22 protein-coding genes are annotated in these 20,926 nt (G+C 37.4%); 16 read left to right on the top strand and 6 right to left on the bottom strand.

Annotated features, from left to right (window positions below; translation table 11 throughout):
- Nucleotides 1-38: 38 nt before the first annotated feature.
- Nucleotides 39-1,454 carry a PTS system trehalose-specific EIIBC component gene (gene treP / locus ACIFOD_RS11910; RefSeq protein ID WP_430314841.1) on the bottom strand — a complete coding sequence of 472 codons (1,416 nt, stop codon included), beginning with the start codon at nucleotides 1,452-1,454 and terminating at the stop codon, nucleotides 39-41.
- Between the two features lie 551 nt (nucleotides 1,455-2,005).
- Here treP and ACIFOD_RS11905 point away from each other — a divergent pair.
- Nucleotides 2,006-2,938: a LysM peptidoglycan-binding domain-containing protein gene (locus ACIFOD_RS11905; RefSeq protein ID WP_430314839.1), complete on the top strand. Its 933-nt coding sequence runs from the start codon at nucleotides 2,006-2,008 to the stop codon at nucleotides 2,936-2,938.
- A gap of 238 nt (nucleotides 2,939-3,176) precedes the next feature.
- Here ACIFOD_RS11905 and ACIFOD_RS11900 read toward each other — a convergent pair whose 3' ends face one another.
- From ACIFOD_RS11900 to ACIFOD_RS11890, 3 genes are read right to left on the bottom strand one after another with little or no spacing between them, the layout of a single operon-like run.
- Entirely contained in the window at nucleotides 3,177-3,521 is a 345-nt protein-coding gene (locus tag ACIFOD_RS11900) for an MFS transporter (protein ID WP_430314837.1), read from the bottom strand.
- A 17-nt stretch (nucleotides 3,522-3,538) separates the two neighbouring features.
- Nucleotides 3,539-3,679 (bottom strand): hypothetical protein, encoded by a 141-nt coding sequence (locus ACIFOD_RS11895; protein ID WP_430314835.1) that lies wholly within the window; start codon nucleotides 3,677-3,679, stop codon nucleotides 3,539-3,541.
- Nucleotides 3,670-3,885, bottom strand: coding sequence for a hypothetical protein (locus tag ACIFOD_RS11890; protein ID WP_430314833.1), 216 nt, complete (start codon nucleotides 3,883-3,885; stop codon nucleotides 3,670-3,672). The genes ACIFOD_RS11895 and ACIFOD_RS11890 overlap by 10 nt, the downstream gene beginning before the upstream one ends.
- Before the next feature lie 339 nt (nucleotides 3,886-4,224).
- Here ACIFOD_RS11890 and ACIFOD_RS11885 point away from each other — a divergent pair, with 339 nt between their 5' ends.
- Entirely contained in the window at nucleotides 4,225-4,779 is a 555-nt protein-coding gene (locus tag ACIFOD_RS11885; protein WP_430314831.1) for a DUF6241 domain-containing protein, read from the top strand.
- Nucleotides 4,780-4,824: 45 nt separating this feature from the next.
- Here ACIFOD_RS11885 and ACIFOD_RS11880 read toward each other — a convergent pair whose 3' ends face one another.
- Nucleotides 4,825-5,760: a LytR family transcriptional regulator gene (locus tag ACIFOD_RS11880; RefSeq protein WP_430314829.1), complete on the bottom strand. Its 936-nt coding sequence runs from the start codon at nucleotides 5,758-5,760 to the stop codon at nucleotides 4,825-4,827.
- Between the two features lie 101 nt (nucleotides 5,761-5,861).
- Nucleotides 5,862-6,668: a hypothetical protein gene (locus ACIFOD_RS11875; RefSeq protein WP_430314827.1), complete on the bottom strand. Its 807-nt coding sequence runs from the start codon at nucleotides 6,666-6,668 to the stop codon at nucleotides 5,862-5,864.
- Nucleotides 6,669-6,866: 198 nt separating this feature from the next.
- Between ACIFOD_RS11875 and ACIFOD_RS11870 the strand changes: the two genes are divergently transcribed.
- The 14 genes from ACIFOD_RS11870 (at nucleotide 6,867) to ACIFOD_RS11805 (ending at nucleotide 20,905) form a co-directional block, all read left to right on the top strand.
- Complete coding sequence (locus ACIFOD_RS11870; protein WP_430314825.1) at nucleotides 6,867-7,610, top strand: YveK family protein; 744 nt, start codon at nucleotides 6,867-6,869, stop codon at nucleotides 7,608-7,610.
- A 22-nt stretch (nucleotides 7,611-7,632) separates the two neighbouring features.
- Nucleotides 7,633-8,307 (top strand): CpsD/CapB family tyrosine-protein kinase, encoded by a 675-nt coding sequence (locus ACIFOD_RS11865; RefSeq protein ID WP_430314941.1) that lies wholly within the window; start codon nucleotides 7,633-7,635, stop codon nucleotides 8,305-8,307.
- 105 nt (nucleotides 8,308-8,412) lie between these two features.
- Nucleotides 8,413-9,180, top strand: coding sequence for a tyrosine-protein phosphatase (locus tag ACIFOD_RS11860; protein WP_430314824.1), 768 nt, complete (start codon nucleotides 8,413-8,415; stop codon nucleotides 9,178-9,180).
- Between the two features lie 317 nt (nucleotides 9,181-9,497).
- Nucleotides 9,498-9,644: a hypothetical protein gene (locus tag ACIFOD_RS11855; RefSeq protein ID WP_430314822.1), complete on the top strand. Its 147-nt coding sequence runs from the start codon at nucleotides 9,498-9,500 to the stop codon at nucleotides 9,642-9,644.
- Nucleotides 9,645-9,723: 79 nt separating this feature from the next.
- Complete coding sequence (locus tag ACIFOD_RS11850; RefSeq protein ID WP_430314820.1) at nucleotides 9,724-11,544, top strand: polysaccharide biosynthesis protein; 1,821 nt, start codon at nucleotides 9,724-9,726, stop codon at nucleotides 11,542-11,544.
- A gap of 244 nt (nucleotides 11,545-11,788) precedes the next feature.
- The gene (locus ACIFOD_RS11845) at nucleotides 11,789-12,898 is read left to right on the top strand and encodes a hypothetical protein (protein WP_430314818.1); all 1,110 of its coding nucleotides are present in this window, start codon (nucleotides 11,789-11,791) and stop codon (nucleotides 12,896-12,898) included.
- On the top strand, nucleotides 12,898-14,463 hold the full coding sequence (murJ, locus tag ACIFOD_RS11840; protein ID WP_430314817.1) for a murein biosynthesis integral membrane protein MurJ: 1,566 nt from the start codon (nucleotides 12,898-12,900) through the stop codon (nucleotides 14,461-14,463). The genes ACIFOD_RS11845 and murJ overlap by 1 nt, the downstream gene beginning before the upstream one ends.
- A 14-nt stretch (nucleotides 14,464-14,477) precedes the next feature.
- Nucleotides 14,478-15,311, top strand: coding sequence for an aldolase/citrate lyase family protein (locus tag ACIFOD_RS11835; protein WP_430314815.1), 834 nt, complete (start codon nucleotides 14,478-14,480; stop codon nucleotides 15,309-15,311).
- On the top strand, nucleotides 15,295-15,861 hold the full coding sequence (locus ACIFOD_RS11830; RefSeq protein WP_430314813.1) for a sugar transferase: 567 nt from the start codon (nucleotides 15,295-15,297) through the stop codon (nucleotides 15,859-15,861). The genes ACIFOD_RS11835 and ACIFOD_RS11830 overlap by 17 nt, the downstream gene beginning before the upstream one ends.
- 13 nt (nucleotides 15,862-15,874) lie before the next feature.
- Nucleotides 15,875-16,792 carry an ATP-grasp domain-containing protein gene (locus ACIFOD_RS11825; RefSeq protein ID WP_430314812.1) on the top strand — a complete coding sequence of 306 codons (918 nt, stop codon included), beginning with the start codon at nucleotides 15,875-15,877 and terminating at the stop codon, nucleotides 16,790-16,792.
- Complete coding sequence (locus tag ACIFOD_RS11820) at nucleotides 16,789-18,003, top strand: CDP-glycerol glycerophosphotransferase family protein (RefSeq protein WP_430314811.1); 1,215 nt, start codon at nucleotides 16,789-16,791, stop codon at nucleotides 18,001-18,003. Before ACIFOD_RS11825 ends, ACIFOD_RS11820 begins: the two co-directional genes overlap by 4 nt.
- Before the next feature lie 13 nt (nucleotides 18,004-18,016).
- A complete protein-coding gene (gene neuB / locus ACIFOD_RS11815; protein WP_430314809.1) occupies nucleotides 18,017-19,063 on the top strand; it encodes an N-acetylneuraminate synthase in 1,047 nt (348 codons plus the stop codon).
- Nucleotides 19,060-20,217: a UDP-N-acetylglucosamine 2-epimerase gene (neuC, locus tag ACIFOD_RS11810; RefSeq protein ID WP_430314807.1), complete on the top strand. Its 1,158-nt coding sequence runs from the start codon at nucleotides 19,060-19,062 to the stop codon at nucleotides 20,215-20,217. Before neuB ends, neuC begins: the two co-directional genes overlap by 4 nt.
- Complete coding sequence (locus ACIFOD_RS11805) at nucleotides 20,210-20,905, top strand: cytidylyltransferase domain-containing protein (RefSeq protein WP_430314805.1); 696 nt, start codon at nucleotides 20,210-20,212, stop codon at nucleotides 20,903-20,905. Before neuC ends, ACIFOD_RS11805 begins: the two co-directional genes overlap by 8 nt.
- Nucleotides 20,906-20,926 lie beyond the last annotated feature (21 nt).

Raw genomic sequence — 20,926 nt, 5'->3', positions numbered from 1 at the left:
ATATACAAGTTGTTACAACTGTTTTCTCTATTTATTGATTATACGACTTCGTTTTTGCTGAATTTAGACCATACCATGGTCAGGACGAATGGTACGACGATACAGATGGCCATTCCGATAAAGAAGGATAGCCAGTATTCAGGAATGATCGATAGAAATCCAGGTAATCCACCTACACCGATGGAGAATGCTTTTGTTCCTGTCATCGCTAACAGTACACCACCGATGGCAGACCCGATCAAGGCACTGATGAATGGGTAGCGGTAGCGCAGGTTAACCCCGAACATCGCGGGTTCTGTAATTCCTAAATAAGCCGAGATGGCTGACGTACCTGCCAGGCCACGAAGCTTTTCGTTTTCTTTCTTCGCTACAAACATCATGGCAAGCGCTGCTGAGCCTTGTGCGATATTCGATAGAGCCAGGATTGGCCATAGGAATGTTCCACCTTGGCTTCCGACTAGCTGTAAGTCTACTGCAAGGAAGGTATGGTGCATACCTGTGATAACCATCACCGCATACAGACCACCATACAATAGTCCACCTAACCAGGAAGCAGAGTCGAATACCCAAACGACACCGTCTGTTAATAGGTTACCGATAAAGAACGTAACCGGTCCAATCAAGATAAATGAAGCAAATCCAGTAATTAAGAGTGCAACTGGTGCCACTACTAAGAGCTTGATGGAATCATGAACTCTCTTATCCAGGAACATTTCAATTTTCGCTAATAGATAGGAAGCAAATAGAATCGGTAGAACTTGTCCTTGATACCCAATTTTGTCGACTTCTAATCCGAATAAGTTCCATGTAGGAATCTTTTCTGCACTTGCATAAGACCAGGCGTTAAGTAAGTCCGGATGAACCAGCATAAGACCTAATACGATACCGAGTAATGGACTTCCGCCAAAACGCTTGACCGCTGACCAACCAATCAACCCGGGCAGGAACACAAAGGCCGTGTTGGCAATCAAGTTAATAATCGAAGCAATATCTGCCCATTGCTTATGAACATCAATGACCGATTTCTCATCATAGAAAATCCCCGGCCCGGTCAAAATATTATTCAGACCCATCAACAAACCGGCAGTTACGATCGCAGGCAGAATCGGAATGAAAATATCCGCTAATACCTTGATCGCACGCTGCAGTGGATTGAGGTTTTGAGTGGCAGCATCCTTCACATCCTGCTTGGAAGCCTGCTCAATCCCCGTTTCCTCTGCTAAAATTTGATACGCTTTATTTACAAGACCTTGTCCAATGACAACTTGGAATTGACCATTGGAAGAGAACGAGCCCTTCACCAGATCAATCGCTTCTAATCTTTCCTTATCAACCTTTTTCTCATCATTCAGTACCAACCGAAGACGAGTCACACAATGAGTGGCCGTGCGGATATTATCCTTGCCGCCAATCGCTTCAATAATTTCCAGAACGTCTTCACGTTTCACGCTCATGAAATTCCCTCCTTTAGGTATGGTGCACGGCAACTCTCGAAAAATGTCGAAAGTTGTCTTGAACCCGCTTTCATTTCTATTAATGGAATTCCCCTAAATAGTATGTGGAAAACGCTTCTCTCTATGCTTTCGTAAAAAACTTCCGATAAAACGAAACGCTTTCATTTAGTAGGGGGCTTGTTGTATATACAAGATATACTTTTATTGTATTCATGTATATACAGGTTGTCAATGAAAAAGTGTAGCGTTTACATAAGAGATTTTATGGGATGGTTGCATAAATCTGTAACAACTGGAGTGTATAGATTTGTGTCGAAAAAAATAGCCTCATAAAAAGGATTATTAATCTAGAACATTCCTCAACAAATATATATTGAATTAGTCCTATTAAAAGTAGGATTGAAATTTAACCCATAATGTACCAAACATTATTATACTGGGGTTTATTCCTTAATTTTCTTTACATAAGAAAATATGCCTATTAAAATATGAATCTCCTTCGTCCATAATGGAAAAGCATGAAAATTTTACACAATGAAGGAGAAATTTGTTTGAAAAAGACAATTATTGCTGTAACAACTGCTGCTTTAGTCTCGTCATTTGCTGCCAATTCAACGGAAGCGGCTTCATACCGCGTACAATCGGGAGATTCCCTTTCGGTGATTGCTTATAAATATGATACATCTGTTTCTAACTTGAAAAATTGGAATGACCTAAGTTCAGATATAATTTATGTCAATCAGGTCCTTGAGGTATCCGCTCCTACAAGCACTTCTACATCTGCCAAAACATACACAGTACAATCAGGCGACTACTTATCTAAAATCGGTGCGGAATTTGATGTATATGTGGCAGAATTGAAAAAATGGAACAACTTAAAGAGCGATGTGATCTATCCGGGTCAGACATTAATCGTTTCCTCGACAGGGACAAGCACAACGCCAACCCAACCAACAGGGTCGAGCTCATACACGGTCCAATCAGGGGATACATTATCTCATATCGCCTCACGCTATAATGTAACAGTTTCCCAGATCAAATCGTGGAATGGATTAAGCTCAGACATGATTTATGTAGGACAAAAGCTCTCCATTTCTGGTACAAGCACTGGTGGAAGTGAAGCGCCGTCTTCAAGTGTAGTGGACATCGCGAAAAAATACGTTGGTACACCTTACGCATGGGGAGGAACATCACCTTCAGGCTTCGATTGCAGCGGATTCATTTATTATGTATTCAACCAGGCAGGACAATCGATTGCACGTACGAACACAGGTGGATACTACAGTAAGTCATCCTTTGTATCCAGCGCTAAACCAGGCGATCTTGTATTCTTTGAGAATACATATAAAGCAGGAATAAGCCACATGGGCATCTACGTTGGAAACGGAGAATTCATCCACGCTTCAGATAGCGGCGTGACCATTTCTAAATTAAGTAATACGTACTGGAATCCTAAATTTGTAGGCTACAAGCGTTTTAACTAATTCTTCTTTTCGAATATAGATTAAGAGCGAGTATGAAATTTCATACTCGTTTTTCTTTTTCTTTTATTACCCAGGATGGTACTCGTTGAGTGAGTTTTTTTCCTTGCTGACATAAGTGTATCTAATAAAAATCCATTCCCCGGCTAAAAGCTACTCTAAAACTGATCCCAAAGGATTGATAGAGAATGAAATAAAAAACCGCCCAAGATCTACATCCTGAACGGTCTCCCAAACAACTCTATTTATAAGAAAACACACCATCCGCCACACGGTCATACTTCCAATACATCCATCCACCAAGCACCACACAAGGAGCCACCACAACAGCCATCCCTAGAAACGCAGAACCTGGAGAGATATCATATAAGAATCCACCGACAAACGTCAGAATCGCAGTACTCAATCCCATACCCAACGAAGTATAAACTCCCTGAGCAGCCGGGATGTCTTTACTCTCCAATTCTTCATAGATTAACCGCATAAAGGCATAATGTGTAAATCCGAAGGTTAGAGAGTGAAAGATTTGGGTAAAGATGAACACAGGGGTGCTGGGGAATAGGAACAACAAAGTCCAACGCGTCACAGCAGCCCCTGCTGATATCACAAATAAAGGACGCCATAAATATAGTAAAAAGCATGAGCTCCCTGAATCAACACAACAACGACCATCGCCCAGACAAACTTACGGGATTTCAGCAGTCCCCGATCCCCACGAACGGCTCCGACCGTAATCAATTCCATCTTCCTTCATCATCGGATACACCAGGTTGAATAAAACCATACACACCAAAATCACCCCAAAAGAATTCATAGGCAGGAACAGCAACAAAGAAGCCCCGGAAATCAATACCAACCATTGCGGCAAACGACCAAGCGCCAAAGTCCGACTCAACTTCTGAAACAGAAAAGCTCGAAAACGACCGCGCAATCACCCCAACCGCAATCACCGTACTTGCAGCAAAATGGAAAAGTCTTTAATTTCCACCAGCCACGCTGTCCAATAAGGTATGAATATTCCCCAAGTAAAAAATCGCAAAGAACTGAACGGACAACCACGTCTGATTCTTCAATCTATCAAAGCTCCCTTTATGTAGACTGAAAATCAATTTACAAACATTGAGTCATTATTCGGAAGTTAGTCGGGGAATACAACAACTTGGCGACTATCTTTCATTATATGGTAAGATGAGAATTCTATTTTGAAAAACTTGAAGGACTATTCGCCTAAAATCTAGAAGAAGAGTACATACAGAAAAAGCTGTGCAGCATACAGGGGGGATGTAGTCGTGAGCAAGAAGGTAGCAGGAATCATCATAGGAAGCGTATTACTGTTAACTGCTTTAGGTGTTTACATAGCTGTGGGTAGTTTAGATATGGGGACGGGGACCAGCGAATCGCAACAGGATCCGTCTGATGGGAACGTGGAACAAACGGCAGGGGTTGAAATGAAGGATGATGGTGATGAAGCGAAGAAAGTGAGCAAGGGTGGAAATCCATTCGGGGAAGAAGTCAAAACCCCCTTAAGTGAAAAATTGATGCAGCAGTATATACATGCCATGAGTCATCAAAAAGTAGCGGCAAAAGAGAAATGGTCATTCTTCGAAATCACTGATGAGCGGATTGATTACCTGCTGAATCAATTAGAAATCAATCAGTATAAGCATGAAGGCACATATAAAGATATCTTGACGAGCTGGAAAGAGGGAGATTTCTCAGGAGCCGTCAGTGATCATAATAAGGTTTGGCGAATCCAGGAAGGCACGATTGGGAAAGCCACCAGTTTGCTGTCTCCTAAGGAAGAAGAGGTCTATCTCAATAAGCAAAAAACCGAAAAAAGATAAAAGAAGAGGCTAAGGGTCCGATCGGACCCTTAGCCTCCTTCTTATTTATAGTTCCAGATGCTCTTTTAGAGTATCCTGAATCTCATTCAGTTCTTCATCGGGAATCACATAATAATAGATTCCGTCGATTTTAGTACCTGCACCGGTCTTGATTTGAATTTGTTCGATGTCTTTCGAAGCCGATTTGTAGTGTTTTTGAATGTCTACCATTTCTTCAAACTTCAGATTGGTTTTGACATTGCTTCCCAATGCATCGAATATATTATCGAAGTTCCATAGACTGGATACGCTTGCCCCTTCACGAATAACGGCCTGGATGACTTCCCGTTGACGGAGCTGTCTGCCGAAGTCGCCGCGGGGATCCTCGTATCTCATACGTGAGAATGCGAGGGCTTCCTTGCCGTTCAAGTCAAGTTTTCCTTCAGGGAATGAATATCCATCATGATTGAAGTTCAGGTCATTGTTGACTGTAACACCGCCTACAGAATTGACGATATCCTTAAAGCCATCCATGTTGATTTGAACATAGTAATCAATGGGGATATCCAGTAGTCCTTCTACTGTATCCATGGACATTTCCACACCGCCGAACGCGTAGGCGTGATTGATCTTATCTCTTGTTCCATGACCCACGATATCGGTCAGAGTATCACGGGGAATGCTGATCATCTTAACGGATTTCGTATCCGGATTGACTGTAAGGACTATCATGGAATCTGAGCGTCCTCTATCATTTTCCCGTTCATCCACACCTAATAATAGGACAGAAAAAGGTTCTTTATCTTTAAATTCAATTTCTTTCGTACGTTTGGACGACTTGTCACGGTCGATAGGGGTATGCATGGTTTCTACTGCTTTATTTAATGAATCATAGATGCTATACCCGTATACACCACCAGCAACAACCAGTAACAGAACGATTATGCCAAGGATCTTTGGCCATTTTCGTTTCTTACTTTTCATATGTTTATCACTTCTCATATTCGATTCCCTCACCTTTAATTAGCCTACTCCATAAGATAGCAGATTAGGAACCAATTGCATAGATGGAATTTTTACATTATTTATCAAAACAATGACGACTATTGGTTAATAAAATAGTCCATTAAATACTCTGCCCAGATATCATGGCCCTTTTCGTTAGGGGTGTCCTGGGATTCGATTAAATAATCACCCAGCGTTTCATCATCCGGCCATGAAGTCCAGTGATCAAGGTATGAAATGGATTCTTCCTCCGCAAATTCCTCCAATGCTTCAATTTGTTGAGGATAATAAGTGGCTCCTTCTAATGGATGAGGAGGTTGAAGAAGTAATACACTGTCTTCATTTGTTTCCTTAAGAATTCTCAGGAACATAAGAATACTTTCATGATTCTGAACGGATCCCACCTGATTGGAGTTATCGGTAAGGGAGAATGGTTCTAACAAAACGAGATCAGGTTCGTAGGCGAGGACTTTGTCCGCTTCTTCTCCATTGATGAATTCGATGGAGGTGACCCCTGATTGAAAGATCTCCACTTCTACTTGATTGTCGAGTTCTGATAAGATCTTTTCCTTTAATTGAGGTGCCCAACCATTTTCGGTTTCCCCCAGGGCCGGTGAACCGACGATGGCAATTTTATACGTTTCGCCATTTTCCATAAGGTCTTTGAAGTGAACCTGGGCTTCTTCCGGCCAATTGGAAATGAGAGAATCGATTCCCTCCCTTCCTTCTTCCTCGGATTCTTCCTTTTGAGGTTCTGTTGTTTCCTCTGTCGAAGTATCCTCCACCGTTTCGGCCGTCTTTTCTTCAGAAGCGACCAGTGTCGTACGCTCTTTCCAATACATGTTTCCAAGGAAAAGGAAAGCGACGCAGCTGATGGCTAATACAGTTAGCAATAATTGTTTCATAGGAATCTCCCTTCATTCAGGTAAAATTATACAAGAAATAAATACCAATTATGATAATAACCTTTTCAAATAGAAAAATATGTAGTTTAATAGATAAGTGTGGAAATATTACATTTCAATTAAAATTATGACAATAAACGAGAAAAAAAACAACTAAGATATGATATTATTTTACATATTTTTCTTTAGGAGGAAGTTATGGAAGAAACAATTAGTTTGCGGGAATTGATCGAGACAATAAAGAAGAGAATTCAGCTCATCCTGTTAATCACTCTTACAGCTATCATTGTAAGCGGGGGAATAAGCTTCTTTCTATTAACCCCTGTGTATCAATCCTCAACTCAACTACTGGTCAATCAATCCAAATCGGAACAGCCGGCTTATAATATAGGGGAAATTCAAACGAATCTTCAGTTGATTAATACGTACAATGTCATTATGAAAAGCCCGGCTATCCTTGAGAAGGTCATAGCGGATTTAAACTTGGATCTAACAGTTGACGAATTGAATGAAAAGCTGACAGTTGCCAGTGAGAAGGACTCACAGGTCATTAACCTGTCTGTGGAAGATACGGATCCAAAGCAGGCGGCGGCCATTGCCAATAAGACGGCAGACGTGTTTCAAGACGAAATAGGTAAGATCATGAATGTGAATAATGTCAGCGTATTGGCGAAAGCGGAAGTCGGGGTAGATCAATCACCTATAAAACCAAAACCTTTACTTAATATCGCCATTGCCACAGTTGTTGGGTTAATGACGGGAGTCGGATTAGCATTCCTATTAGAATTCCTCGATAATACAATCAAGACAGAACAGGAAGTAGAGAAGTTATTAGGTCTCCCGGTACTTGGTTCCATCACACGAATCCAAGATCAGGAAGAAAAGGTTAAAAGCCGTGCCCAACGAAAATCAAGAGTGAGAGGTGAGACAGTTGGCTCTTAAGAAAAATCTCAAGAAACAAATGATGAATACGAAACGTAAATTAATTACGAAAACGGACCCTATGTCTCCGATCTCTGAACAATACAAAACGATTCGAACGAATATAAATTTCTCCTTCATCGATCAGGAATTACGCTCCCTTATGGTTACTTCGTCAGGACCCGGGGAAGGGAAATCTACCACTTCTGCTAACCTTGGGGTCGTATTTGCCCAAGAGGGGAAGAGAGTTCTCCTGGTTGATGCGGATATGCGTAAACCAACGGCTCATTATACATTCGGATTAAACAATACATTTGGTTTAACAAGTGTATTAACGCGTCAAAAGAACTTAACGGAAGTCACTCACTCGTCGGATGTGAAAAACTTGGATTTACTTACATGCGGTCCCATCCCGCCAAACCCGGCAGAGCTTCTAAGTTCGAAACGTATGGAACATTTCTTTAAAGAAGTCTATGAGGAATACGATATGGTCATATTTGACACTCCTCCGGTTCTTGCTGTTACGGATGGTCAGGTATTAGCCAATCAATGTCAAGGAACTATACTGGTGATCAGCTCAGGTACGACTGAAGTAGACAGAGCTATGAAGTCTAAAGAACTATTAGATGCTGCCAAAGCGAAGCTGGTAGGAGTGGTCCTTAATAACCGGGAAATGAAAGATAGTAATTACTACTATTATTATGGCGGCAATAAATAATATAAATTACAATTAATTCAACACTTTACATTTTTAAGCATTATAGTAAAATATAAACTGATGTTCGGGTAGGTCTAAATAACCAGTATAAGAGGAGGGGTCAACATGATAGACATACATAGTCATATTTTGCCTGGGATCGATGACGGTGCCAAGTCTATAGAGGACAGTATTGAGATGGCAAAGCAAGCGGTTTCCGAGGGCATTCATACGATCATCGCGACTCCTCATCATAAAAATGGGAAGTATGACAACAAGAAGTCGGACATCCTGCCATTAGTAGGCTCGGTCAATGAAGCATTACAAAGAGAGAATGTTGCATTAACCGTCTTACCTGGACAAGAATGCCGCATATACGGAGAAATTCTGGAAGATTATCATAAGGGAGAAATTCTACTCCTAAATCAGTCATCTCAGTATCTTTTCATCGAATTTCCTTCAAGCTCTGTACCAAGGTATGCAGAACGCTTACTATATGATATCCAGGTCGAAGGTCTAACACCCGTCATCGTTCACCCTGAGCGCAATTCCGAACTGATTGAGCGACCGGACAAATTATACAAACTGGTTAAGAATGGAGCCATTACCCAGCTAACAGCTTCCAGTCTGGTAGGATACTTCGGAAAGAATATTCAAAAGTTCTCAGAGCAAATGACCCAAGCCAACCTGACACACTTCATCGCATCTGACGCTCATAACATACATAATCGCACCTTCAAAATGGAGGAAGCGATGGACTATATAGAGAAAAAGTATGGAATAGACATGGTCTATTACTTTACTGAGAATGCAGAGATGCTCGTTGATGGAAAAACAATCTATAAAGAAATACCTGAGTTGATCAAAAAGAAGAAGTTCCTCGGAATCTTCTAATTCCAGTCAAGATACAGGTGATCCTAAGGTACTATTGTCGTTGGTCAATCAGAATCAAAAAGTTGCACACAGACAACAGTAGAATTTTGGGAATGTCTCCTTACCGTTATCGATGGAGGCACTCGGTCACACCGTGGGTGAAGAGGAAACTTCGCCTTAGACGCTCGTCGTCAGTGGTGGGATGTGAGGAAGGGTTAGATGCCCACATTTACTATTTTAATAAATAGAAGTAAAGAAAATCAATGAAAACGCTTTATGCAATATCTTCATGAAGTGGATTTAACATGAAGAGATGTTAGTTAAAGGAGATTAACTAATTGAGTAAGTTTACTAGTATGCCAAAAAGTATTAAAAAAGCCATACGCTATATTTATCAAGATGCACCATACGAGCATCTAATGGAAATTCAAAGCTTAATCAATCAAGCGATTGAGCAAAGATTAAAAAAATCCAAAAAAATATAAATTCCTAAGGAAAGGATATAGCTACTATATGTTTCCCTTAGGTATTTATTTTGTCGAAAATAGAAAGGGAGAGGTCCATTTGAGTTATACGAAGCGTGTTTCCATGCTGATTCTACTGGATTCTATCATTGTGTTAACAGCTATTTATATCGGTTATTATACTCTTCATCCATACTTCAGCGCTTATACGTTCCCAACACTCGTTATTAGCTCTATTGCGTTATTGGCCAGTCATCATTTATTTGCGTTTGTATATCGTCTTTATCAGAAATCGTGGGAATACGCAAGTGTTGGAGAAATGCTTGCGATTGTAAGGGCTGTTACCTTCTCGATAGTAATGACAGGAGTCATACAGTTCTTCGTAAATGGAAATGTGTATGTACGTGTTCTTTTAATCACTTGGATGCTACATGTCATTTTAATAGGGGGATCACGATTCTCCTGGAGAATGTATCGGGACTATTACATACAGCCGAAGCAAGAGAAAAATCGTGCCTTAATCATCGGGGCAGGATCAGCAGGATCCATGCTTGTCCGCCAACTTATGAAAAGTCGTGATGCAGACCTGCTTCCGGTTGGATTTGTTGATGATGATCCTAAGAAACAGAAGCTTCAAATCTATGGGGTAACGGTCGTTGGTAAAACAGAAGATATCCCAAGGTTAGTAGAAAAACTAAATGTAGATAATATTATTATTGCTATACCTTCACTTAGTAAAACAGTGGTTCAAAAAGTGTATCAAGAATGCAGCAAAACAAATGCAAAAACACAGATTATGCCGATGATTGAAGATATCGTGTCAGGTAAGGTAGCCGTGAATCAATTCCGAGATGTTCAAGTAGAGGATTTACTCGGTAGAGAACCAGTCGAGCTTGATATAAAGAGCATCTCTGAAAAACTGACGGGGAAAACAATTCTGGTTACTGGAGCAGGTGGATCCATCGGTTCAGAAATCTGTCGTCAGGTTAGTAAGTTTAAACCCAAAAAACTTTTATTATTAGGTCATGGTGAGAATTCTATCTATGGAATTGATATGGAGTTAAGGAACAAGTATCGAACAGAGTTCGAGATCATTCCGATCATTGCAGACATACAAGACCGTTCCCGTATCTTTGAAGTGATGGAAAGTCACTCACCTGACGTGGTGTATCATGCTGCGGCTCATAAGCATGTTCCTCTTATGGAATATAATCCGAAAGAAGCTGTGAAGAACAATGTCATCGGGACGAAGAATGTGGCGGAAGCAGCGGATACATTCGGAGTCAAAACGTTTGTGCTGGTTTCTTCCGATAAGGCTGTTAACCCTACAAACGTAATGGGATCTACAAAGAGAATCGCTGAAATGATCATTCAGAATCTGGATAAAGAAAGCCCCACGAACTTTGTTGCCGTCCGTTTCGGGAACGTTTTGGGCAGTCGTGGAAGTGTCATTCCATTATTCAAGAAGCAGATTCAAGCTGGAGGTCCGGTTACGGTTACCCATCCTGATATGACGAGATACTTTATGACGATTCCAGAGGCATCCCGATTGGTTATGCAGGCTGGTGCTTTGGCACGTGGTGGAGAGATTTTCGTGCTGGATATGGGTGAACCAGTCAAAATCGTTGATCTGGCGAAGAATTTGATTAAGTTATCGGGTTATACAATAGAAGAAATCGGGGTTAAATATGCGGGGATTCGTCCTGGTGAGAAGATGTATGAGGAGTTATTGGGTGAGAATGAAGTTCATGGGGAGGCTGTTTTTCCGAAGATTTTTATTGGGAAGACGGTGGAGTTTGAGTATGAGCGGGTAACGAACCTGGTTGAGAATCATACGGCATTTGAACCTAATTATCTAGCGCAATATGTTTTGGATTTGGCGAATAAGAGAGAGAAACTAGTTGTTAAAAGTGCCAACTGAATCAAGTATTTGATATAGAAAAACTAGTCTCCTCTTTCTTTCGAATAAAACATACAGTTAATCATATATGGGGACAAAGGTGAGGAGCAGAGGATATGAAGGTTAAAAATTACTAAATATTATGTTACGCTTTCTAAAAGAAGGATACTATTTATAGTTAATTAAGGAGAACTAAATCAAGAAAGTAATTTTATAGCAAAACAACTTTCTTGAGCTATACAGTAAGAGTTAAGGTGTTGATATAGTGATAAATACTAGTATGTTTTTTAGGATAGTAGTTGTTCTGATTCTGGGCGTGGGACTTGGGGTTGCAGTAACTGCTCTTGATGCAATAAATAGCGTAGCATTAATAATGATATTTAATTTATTTGTTTTGCGTATAAATGATAAATATAAATACCCTATTGTTTTCTTTATAATTTTAGTGATTTTGCTTAATAATAACATAATCCAATTTCCGCTTTTTCCCCAAGCGGAAATTCTATTAGGATCTAACCCAATTAGTTTATTACATGATCATCACCCGCATGCATTAAGGTATTTGGTTGCTTTTCCTGCTATTGCAGCAAGTGAATACTTCAAGATAAGTATAGATGTTGTTTACTCTATATATATATTACTTATGTTTTCATGTACCTTCTGGCTTTTTATATTAATTCAAAAAGAAATAATCGCAACAAACTATGCTGTAAACCTAAGAGTAAACTATTTATTGCCACTAATTGTACTTTTTGTATTAACTATTACTATGAATGGAAGATTAGTACCAGCCTATTTAGGATTTGCTCTCATATTGTTGCTACAAATAAAGATGTATAGTTCTTATAGTTATAATATTAGGGAATATTTCTTCCACCTGTTAATTTGCTTGGCTTGGTTATTAACAACAGTGAGTAGTGGAACAATGTTTGTTGCTTTAATACAAATTTTTATTGGATATATATTTATACTAATTAAAAAATTCAGATATATTTTTTTGATTTTTGGTTCTTTTACTTTGTTTGTTTTTTTAGACTTAATAAAGGATTTTCTAATCAGATCATTCTTTAAAAATCTAAATTTCTTTGGTGATGATTATACCGCAATACTTAATATGACGTCACACGGAATAATAAGATTGTTTGAGGACTATTTAATACTAAAATCGTTGGTTATTATTATAGTAATATTTTTGGGATTATCAATATATTCAAGAATCAAAAAAATTTCCGGAATCAAGATACTTTTAATAGCAGTATGCCTTTCCTTAATCGGCGGATCATTTGGTATTTCTACAGGAACCATGATAATTGTTCCCCTAACGATAGTAGGAACATTTCAGCTGGGATTGTTAAACAAGAAAGAGGATTACTAATGAAGGATAGCAAGAGGTCAAATACATTATTAAGTGCATCAATCGTTTTATTAGTAGCTACTCTATTGAGCAGGGTCGTAGGGTTTCTAAGGGAATTCTTTATCGCAACAAACTATGGATTATCAAAAGTCACGGATGCATTTTATTATGCGATTACTATACCGGAGCTTTTAAATAAATTAGTTATCACGGGTGGAATTGGAACAGTACTCTTACCGGTATTTGTTGGATATATTGCCAACCAACAAGAAATGAAGTCGAAAAAATTTTATGAAAATATTCGGAATTGGATATTTTTAATATTATTTATCCTCTGCCTCATAATATTCTTGCTGAGTGATTATTTAATCGGGACCCTTTCTCCGTCGCTGCCTGAGGAAGAGGTTAAGCTTACCGTAAGTTTTTTACAAATAGTGATATTTTCAAATGTTTTGTTATCTTTGTCAGGACTAAACAAGACTTTTCTGAATGCAAACAAGATATTCGCGCCTTCAGCGTTCGCTCCAGTAATCCAAAATGTTTCATTCATTATATTATTTATAACTTTAAGGCCGCTCTTTGATTTTTATGCTTTACCAATTTCATTTTTGATTTCAATAATTATACAATTTATCTTTCAACAAGTATATATTTTATATCAATTCTCTATTAAACCGTTTAGTTTTGGCTTACAGAAAGATAAGCTTTTGATTAAATTATTGATCCTTTCATTTCCGGCGATGTTAACAATGGCCCTGACGGATCTAAATGTGATAATTGATAGAGTACTGGCAACCAACTTAAAAGCAGGAGCAGTTTCTTCTATTATGTATGCAAATAAGTTGATTCAACTTCCTATCGGAATACTAGGAGCAAGTATTGTTGCTGCATATTATCCTTTTATCACAGATTCTATAAAAAGCGAAAATAAAGAGAATACACAAAAATTACTCTTTAAAGGAATGAAAGTAATTACATTAATTTCATTTCCGGTAACACTATATTTCTTGATGTATTCACCTCAAATAGTTAAATATATCTTTGAATATGGTGCATTTACCAGTGAGGCTACTGAACTTACATCAGAAATATTAACATATTATAGTTGGGGGCTTCCTTCCTCGCTCTTAATCCTTATGTTAATAAGAGTCTTCCATGGTTATTCAGACATTAAAACACCAGTAGTGGTAGGTGCAGCATTATTAGTGTTAAAGGTAGGTTTATCAGTCCTATTAATACAGAATTTCTCGTATAAGGGCCTTGTCTTTTCTACTTCCTTAGTTTCTATATTAGGTATGTTGGCACTATTACTGATAGTTATTAGGAGGCTGGGAATCAATTGGGGTTCATTTAATTACTTCTTTATTGTAAAAACTTTAGGGAATATATTAATGACTGTAGTTGTTCTTTTAATAGTGAAAAGCTTTCTTCCTGCTAGCGATTCATTAATTGGTTTTATACTTACTACCTTCTTCTTTTTCTTCTTATATTATATATTTGCTTTGTTATTAAGAGTAGAAGAGATAAATGAACTTACAAAGATAATAAAAAAGAAAATTATAAAACTCACAAAAAAGCGATTCTAAGGAGGAGGTAAATAATGAAGTTAATGTTGATATCAAATAACCCACTACTAGTTGAAGATGCAGAGCGAGCAGGGGTAGATAGGATATTCATTGATCTTGAAAAGAATGGAAAACAAGAAAGACAAGGACATTTAGATACGCATGTTTCCACCCATGAATTGCAAGATGTCTGCTTGATAAGAAAAGTGGTTTCAAAGTCTGAATTGCTCGTTAGGGTTAATCCTATTCACCAGGGGTCTGAAGAAGAAATTAATGATGTTATAACATCTGGTGCTGATGTAGTCATGTTGCCGATGTTCAAGACTCCAGAAGAAGTAGCAGAATTTGTGACAATTGTGAATAATCGCGCCAAGGTATGTTTATTGTTAGAAACAGCGGAAGCTTTAATACGTATTAAGGATATTCTCTCTATAGAAGATATTGACGAAATTCATGTAGGTTTGAATGATCTTCATCTGGGGCTTGGACTCGATTTTATGTTTGAGATTCTTTCAAGTTTTGTAATCGATGAATTAGCGAAAACCATTCAAGATAAGGGAATAAGGTTTGGGTTCGGTGGAATTGCAAAGATTGGAGAAGGTGATTTGCCAGCAGAACTAATATTAAATGAGCATGCCAGGTTAAATTCTGAGATGGTCATACTTTCGAGAGGATTTTTAAAGGAAAGAGATAAAGGTCATTCAAGATATTACGATCTAAGTCTTGAAGTGGAAAAAATAAGGAATCATTATAAATCAGCTTTAAAAAGAAGCTCTTCTGATATCCAGAATGATAAAATTGAACTTGATAAAAAGATTAAAGTTATAGCAATGAGAAAGAGAGAGAGTAATTATGTATTTAATAGTTAAAAGGCTGGCAGATATAATTTTCTCCCTCATCTTATTAATAGTTTTATTCCCTTTCTTAATTTTGATAGGGCTGGCAATTAAAACAGATTCAAAAGGCCCTGTGCTCTTCAAACAAAGGAGAATAGGCTTAAATGGAAAAGAGTTTTTAATATATAAATTTAGAACAATGGTTGTCGATGCAGAGAATATCGGGCCACCATCTACCAGTCAAGGGGATTCGAGGATCACGAAGATTGGCCAGTGGCTGAGACGGTTTAGTATTGACGAAATCCCTCAACTAATAAACGTAGTAAAGGGAGATATGAGCTTTATAGGACCTAGACCAACCGTAAAAGAATTGTATGATAAATTTGATGATGAAAGAAAATGTGCGTATAGGGTATCACCAGGTATAACAGGCTATGCTCAAGTGAATGGGAGAAGTCAACTTAGTTTAAATGAGAAGAAAAGATTAGAGGTTTATTACGCTGATAATATTTCTCTATTAATGGATATAAAAATCTTAATAAGAACTTTTTCTAAAGTAGTAAATAAGTCGGATAACAATTAAGGAGTTGCTTTTTATGATAATAGGTTTGATAGCAGGTAGCAGTGGAGATGCGTTGACTGACCAACTTCAAAAATCGGGTTTTGAAGTTGCTTTGGTAGCTGGAAAGCAGAATGAACCAGGATATGAGCATGCTAATCATACATTAGTTGAGGATATGAGCAATAAAGAGGAAATAGAAAGATTTTTCTCTAATAAAAATGTAAGGTCAATTGTAATTGGAACCGGGCACAAAAAGGTCATCGAATTAGCTGAGTATCTAGAGAGTAAAGGATTTGTAACATCTATAAACCCTGAAAGAAGTCAGTTTGCTAAAGACAAGATTGACTTTAAAGAAAACTTAATAAAGTCAGGCTTTACTACACCTAATTTTTATGTGATAGAAGAGAAGGCAGAATTGAAAGAAGTGTTGGGTAATTTAACTCTTCCCTGTGTAGTCAAATCCGCTATAGATTTAATACAACCAAGAAAGGCCAATGACACTATTGAGTTGGAAGATGCCGTTGGAAATGTATTAGCAACTGGATCCAAAGTTTTGATTGAGGAATTTGTGAGTGGAACAGATTATACCGTCCCTGTAAAAAATGATGGGAATAAGGTCGAAGCTTTGGAGGCCTTAAATTATAACAAAGCTAACGAATATAAATTAATAGGATTTGAAAAAAGGTCTAATCCCAAAATGGATAGAAATACTGAAGAAAAACTAAAGGATATTGCTGTTGAGATAGTTAAAAAGTTTAATTTTACAGGGTTAGTTCGAGTGGACTGTATTGTCGAAAACGGTGAAGTTTTAGTGCTTGAGTTAAACTCTGTAATTGTGACAGGTTACAAAAGTACACTTATGCCTTTTTATAAAGAAGCAGGAATTGATATTGCAAAAGAAATGATAGATGTATCATTGAAAATCCTAAGAGGTAAGGAAGAACTGCTGTGAAAAAAGTTCTGTTTATAACTTATGGAGGAGGTCATGTGAATATTGCTCTTCCTATAATAAAGGCACTAAATAACGAGGATGAAATTTCACCTATTCCAATAGCTTTAACCACAGCCACCGTCAAATTTAATAAAGAAAAAATACCATACTATAATTTTTTTGATTTTTTGAAAGGTGACGATTTTGACAGAGTAAAGACCTTAGGGAGAGAACTGGCAAATAAACATCATAACGAATTATCAGGTGTTTCTTTACAGGATTCTATAGCTTATTTAGGACCTTCGATGCATGACTTGGAAACTAAATATGGGTATGAGAAGGCAATGGAAATGTTCCAAACAATAGGAAGGAAAGCTTTCTTTCCAACTTCCGTTTTCAGTAAAGTATTTGACGTGGTAAAACCAGATTTAGTAGTAACTTCTTCGTCCCAAAGAGCAGAAGGAGCAGCCAATGAGGTTGCATTGGAAAGAGGTATCCCAACTTTAAGATTTGTAGATTTATTTGGTCATATTGGCAACGTACCAAACAGTGATTATATCGCTGTTATGAGTGAGTTTGTCAAAAAGAATTTATTAGAACGGGATATACCTAGTGATAAAATACACATTGTTGGACAACCAGCCTTTGATTCTTTATTTGGCAGTTCTACTATCAGTAAGAATGACATCCTATCTAAAGAAAACCTACTCAATAAGGAAAAAATATTTCTTTGGGCAAGTCAGAGAGAGAGTGAGATAAACGTCTTGAGTGAAGAAATTATTGGGACGTTTGCAAATAAAAAGGAATTAGGTCTGATAATTAAACTTCACCCTAGTGAAGATGGTTTGGTTCAAGAAGAGGTTCTTAAAAGAGTAGGTAATCCTAGCAATATTATTATAATTAAAGATAAATATGATACGCAGGATTTGCTAAGATTAGCAGATGTAATTATTACAAAGTATTCAACCTGTGGTTTGGAGGGAATTCTCCTTGATAAGCCTTTAATTACAGTAAACTTAAGTGGAGAGCCTGACAAATTACCTTTCGCTTCTTCTGGTGCTGCACTAGGTATATATCATAGAGGAGATCTTACAAAAGCAGTTACTAAGGTACTAACTTCACCAACTACAAATGCGAAGATGAAGGAAAGTAGGAAGAAATTCCTTATAAATAAAGATTCAACAAGTAGTTCTGTGAGACTAATTAAGAAAATAGTTGCTAATCATCACTAAGGAGGAGAAAAAGATGCAAAAACCATTTATATCTATAGGGGATAGAAGAATAGGAGAAGACTATCAACCTTTAGTAATAGTAGAAATTGGAATAAATCATGAAGGTAGTTTAGAGACAGCGAAAGAAATGGTAAATGCCGCTTATTCAGCAGGTGCAGAAGTAATAAAACATCAGACTCATGTGGTAGAAGATGAGATGAGTAAGGATGCCAAAAAAGTAATACCTGGAAATACGGATGTTTCCATTTACGATGTTATGGAGCGTTGTGCTTTGTCGGAAGAGGATGAAGGAAAGTTAAAAGAATATGTAGAGTCGAAGGGCATGATATTCATAAGCACTCCATTCTCACGAGCAGCTGCAAACAGGCTGGAAAGAATGGGAGTATTAGCATATAAAATTGGTTCTGGTGAAATGAATAATTATCCTTTACTTGATCACATTGCTTCTTTTGGAAAACCTATGATTGTTTCAACAGGAATGAATGATATATCAAGTGTGAAAAAGGCTGTCCAAGTTCTTCAGAAAAGAGGGGTGCCTTTTGCATTACTGCATACCACAAATCTATACCCAACCCCTCCTGAACTAGTTAGATTAGGGGCTATGCAAGAATTAATCAATGAGTTTCCAGATACAGTGATAGGTCTATCGGACCATACAATTAATAATAATGCATGTTTTGCTGCAGTGGCTTTAGGGGCATCAATTCTTGAGCGACACTTTACAGATAAAATGGAAAGACAAGGACCAGATATAGTTTGCTCTATGGATCCGAAAGCACTCAGTAATTTATTAAAAGGATCAGAAGAAATTGCAAAAATGCGAGGAGGAAAGAAAGAACCTTCGCAGGAAGAAAAGGTAACAATTGATTTTGCCTTTGCTACAGTAGTAACAATTGCACCAATTAAAAAGGGTGAGAAGTTGACCAAGGATAACATCTGGGTGAAAAGACCAGGTACAGGAGAAATCAAAGCTGAGCATTACGAAGATATCTTAGGTAAAACTGTAAATCAGGATGTTTCGGAGGACTGTCATCTAGAATGGGGAATGATTAAACAGTGAAAAGAATTGTATTTCTCTCAGGAACACGTGCTGACTATGGTAAAGTAAAGTCATTGATGAGAAAAGTTGAAAATCACGATGACTTTGAACTTCATATTTTTGTTACAGGCATGCACATGATGTCAAAGTATGGTTCGACTTACAGGGAACTCGAAAAGGATAAGTTTAAAAATATATATAAATTTTTAAATCAACAGACAGGTACTACAATGGATATTGCTTTGAGCAATACTGTACTGGGGTTCAGTAATTATATTAAAGAAATAAAGCCTGATTTAATTGTTATTCATGGAGATAGATTAGAAGCCTTAGCCGGAGCAATTGTTGGTGCCTTTAACAATATAAAAGTAGCCCATATTGAAGGCGGAGAAATATCAGGAACAATAGATGAATCAATTCGACATGCAATAACAAAATTCTCACATATCCATTTAGTAGCAAATGAAGAAGCTAGGAATAGAATTATCCAATTAGGTGAGCTAAAAGAAAACATATTTGTTATTGGCTCCCCTGATATAGATATTATGTATTCAGAACAACTTCCAAGCTTGGAAGAAGTAAAAAAACATTATTCTATACAATTTGATAATTATTCCATTTGCATGTATCATCCAGTAACAACTGAAATTGGTGAAATGAAAGAAAACGCTAAAAATCTTGTTAATGCCCTTATCTCTTCGAATAAGAATTATATTGTTATCTATCCTAATAATGATTTAGGAAGCGAAGAAATCTTGGAAGAATATAAAAGGTTAGAAGGGTTAAACAGATTTTCAATTTTTCCTTCTATTAGATTTGAGAGTTTTTTAACGTTATTAAAACATTCTGATTTATTAATAGGGAATTCCAGCGCAGGTGTAAGAGAAACTGGTCATTATGGAATACCTTCTATTGATGTCGGCAACAGGCAAAAGGGACGATATAATGAACAAAATAATAAGCATATTACAGCTGTTGAAGATAATGCTGTACAAATCTTACAGGCAATAGAAGATCTTAAGCCAGTGTCCATAAAAGATTTTGATTTATATGGCTTAGGAAAAAGTGATGAAGAATTTATTAAATTACTTTCAGAAGAGAATATTTGGAAAATAGAAACCCAAAAAAGGTTTATTGACTATCCGGTTATTTCTAAAGGAGATTCCTATGTATAAGGGATGCAAATTCTTAGCTATAATTCCTGCTAGAGGAGGAAGTAAGGGAATTCCTAATAAAAATATTATTGATGTTGAGGGAAGATCTTTAATTGATTATACGATAAAAGAGGCCTTAGCGTCGAAATATTTAGATAGCGTTATTGTTAGTACAGATAGTCTAGAAATATCAAGAATTGCGGTTGAGTGTGGGGCATCCGTGCCATTTCTGCGTCCAAAAGAGTTAGCTTCAGACGAGAGCCGCACCATTGATGCTTTACTTCATACTATCAAGAACCTTTCACAACAGGGACTTAATTATGATTATTTAGTCCTTCTACAACCCACCCAACCTTTAAGGAAGAGCTTTCATATTGATGAATCAATTGAAAAAATAGTATCTGTTGGTGAGGAAACGTTGGTTAGTGTTTCAAGGGTAACGGAACATCCTATACTAATGAGAAGTGTAGATAATAAAGGAATATTAAAGAGCTTATTAAATAAAGACAGTACAATAAGAAGACAAGATTTCCCGGAATATTATAAAGTTAACGGGGCAATTTATATCAATAAAATAAATGTAAATTTAAATGAAGAGACTAGTTTGAACGATAACAGGCTTCCATATATAATGGATAGTATTTATGATGTTGACATTGATGAACCCATTGATTTAGAAATATTCAAAATGCTTGTTTCAAAATATTAATAAGTTTAACAGGACTTATTA

Origin of the sequence: Rossellomorea sp. NRS-1567 (assembly GCF_050467885.1) — a bacterium.
GTDB lineage: Bacteria > Bacillota > Bacilli > Bacillales > Bacillaceae_B > Rossellomorea > Rossellomorea aquimaris_C.
This window is presented reverse-complemented; position numbering and strand designations above follow the sequence as displayed.

What these genes read in the sequence shown, in the direction of transcription:
- treP (WP_430314841.1), bottom strand. Translation starts at nt 1,454, where the DNA reads ATGAGCGTGAAACGTGAAGACGTTCTGGAAATTATTGAAGCGATTGGC.
- ACIFOD_RS11895 (WP_430314835.1), bottom strand. Translation starts at nt 3,679, where the DNA reads ATGGAATTGATTACGGTCGGAGCCGTTCGTGGGGATCGGGGACTGCTG.
- ACIFOD_RS11880 (WP_430314829.1), bottom strand. Translation starts at nt 5,760, where the DNA reads ATGAGAAGTGATAAACATATGAAAAGTAAGAAACGAAAATGGCCAAAG.
- ACIFOD_RS11875 (WP_430314827.1), bottom strand. Translation starts at nt 6,668, where the DNA reads ATGAAACAATTATTGCTAACTGTATTAGCCATCAGCTGCGTCGCTTTC.
- ACIFOD_RS11870 (WP_430314825.1), top strand. Translation starts at nt 6,867, where the DNA reads ATGGAAGAAACAATTAGTTTGCGGGAATTGATCGAGACAATAAAGAAG.
- ACIFOD_RS11865 (WP_430314941.1), top strand. Translation starts at nt 7,633, where the DNA reads ATGAATACGAAACGTAAATTAATTACGAAAACGGACCCTATGTCTCCG.
- ACIFOD_RS11860 (WP_430314824.1), top strand. Translation starts at nt 8,413, where the DNA reads ATGATAGACATACATAGTCATATTTTGCCTGGGATCGATGACGGTGCC.
- murJ (WP_430314817.1), top strand. Translation starts at nt 12,898, where the DNA reads ATGAAGGATAGCAAGAGGTCAAATACATTATTAAGTGCATCAATCGTT.
- ACIFOD_RS11835 (WP_430314815.1), top strand. Translation starts at nt 14,478, where the DNA reads ATGAAGTTAATGTTGATATCAAATAACCCACTACTAGTTGAAGATGCA.
- ACIFOD_RS11830 (WP_430314813.1), top strand. Translation starts at nt 15,295, where the DNA reads ATGTATTTAATAGTTAAAAGGCTGGCAGATATAATTTTCTCCCTCATC.
- ACIFOD_RS11825 (WP_430314812.1), top strand. Translation starts at nt 15,875, where the DNA reads ATGATAATAGGTTTGATAGCAGGTAGCAGTGGAGATGCGTTGACTGAC.
- neuB (WP_430314809.1), top strand. Translation starts at nt 18,017, where the DNA reads ATGCAAAAACCATTTATATCTATAGGGGATAGAAGAATAGGAGAAGAC.
- ACIFOD_RS11805 (WP_430314805.1), top strand. Translation starts at nt 20,210, where the DNA reads ATGTATAAGGGATGCAAATTCTTAGCTATAATTCCTGCTAGAGGAGGA.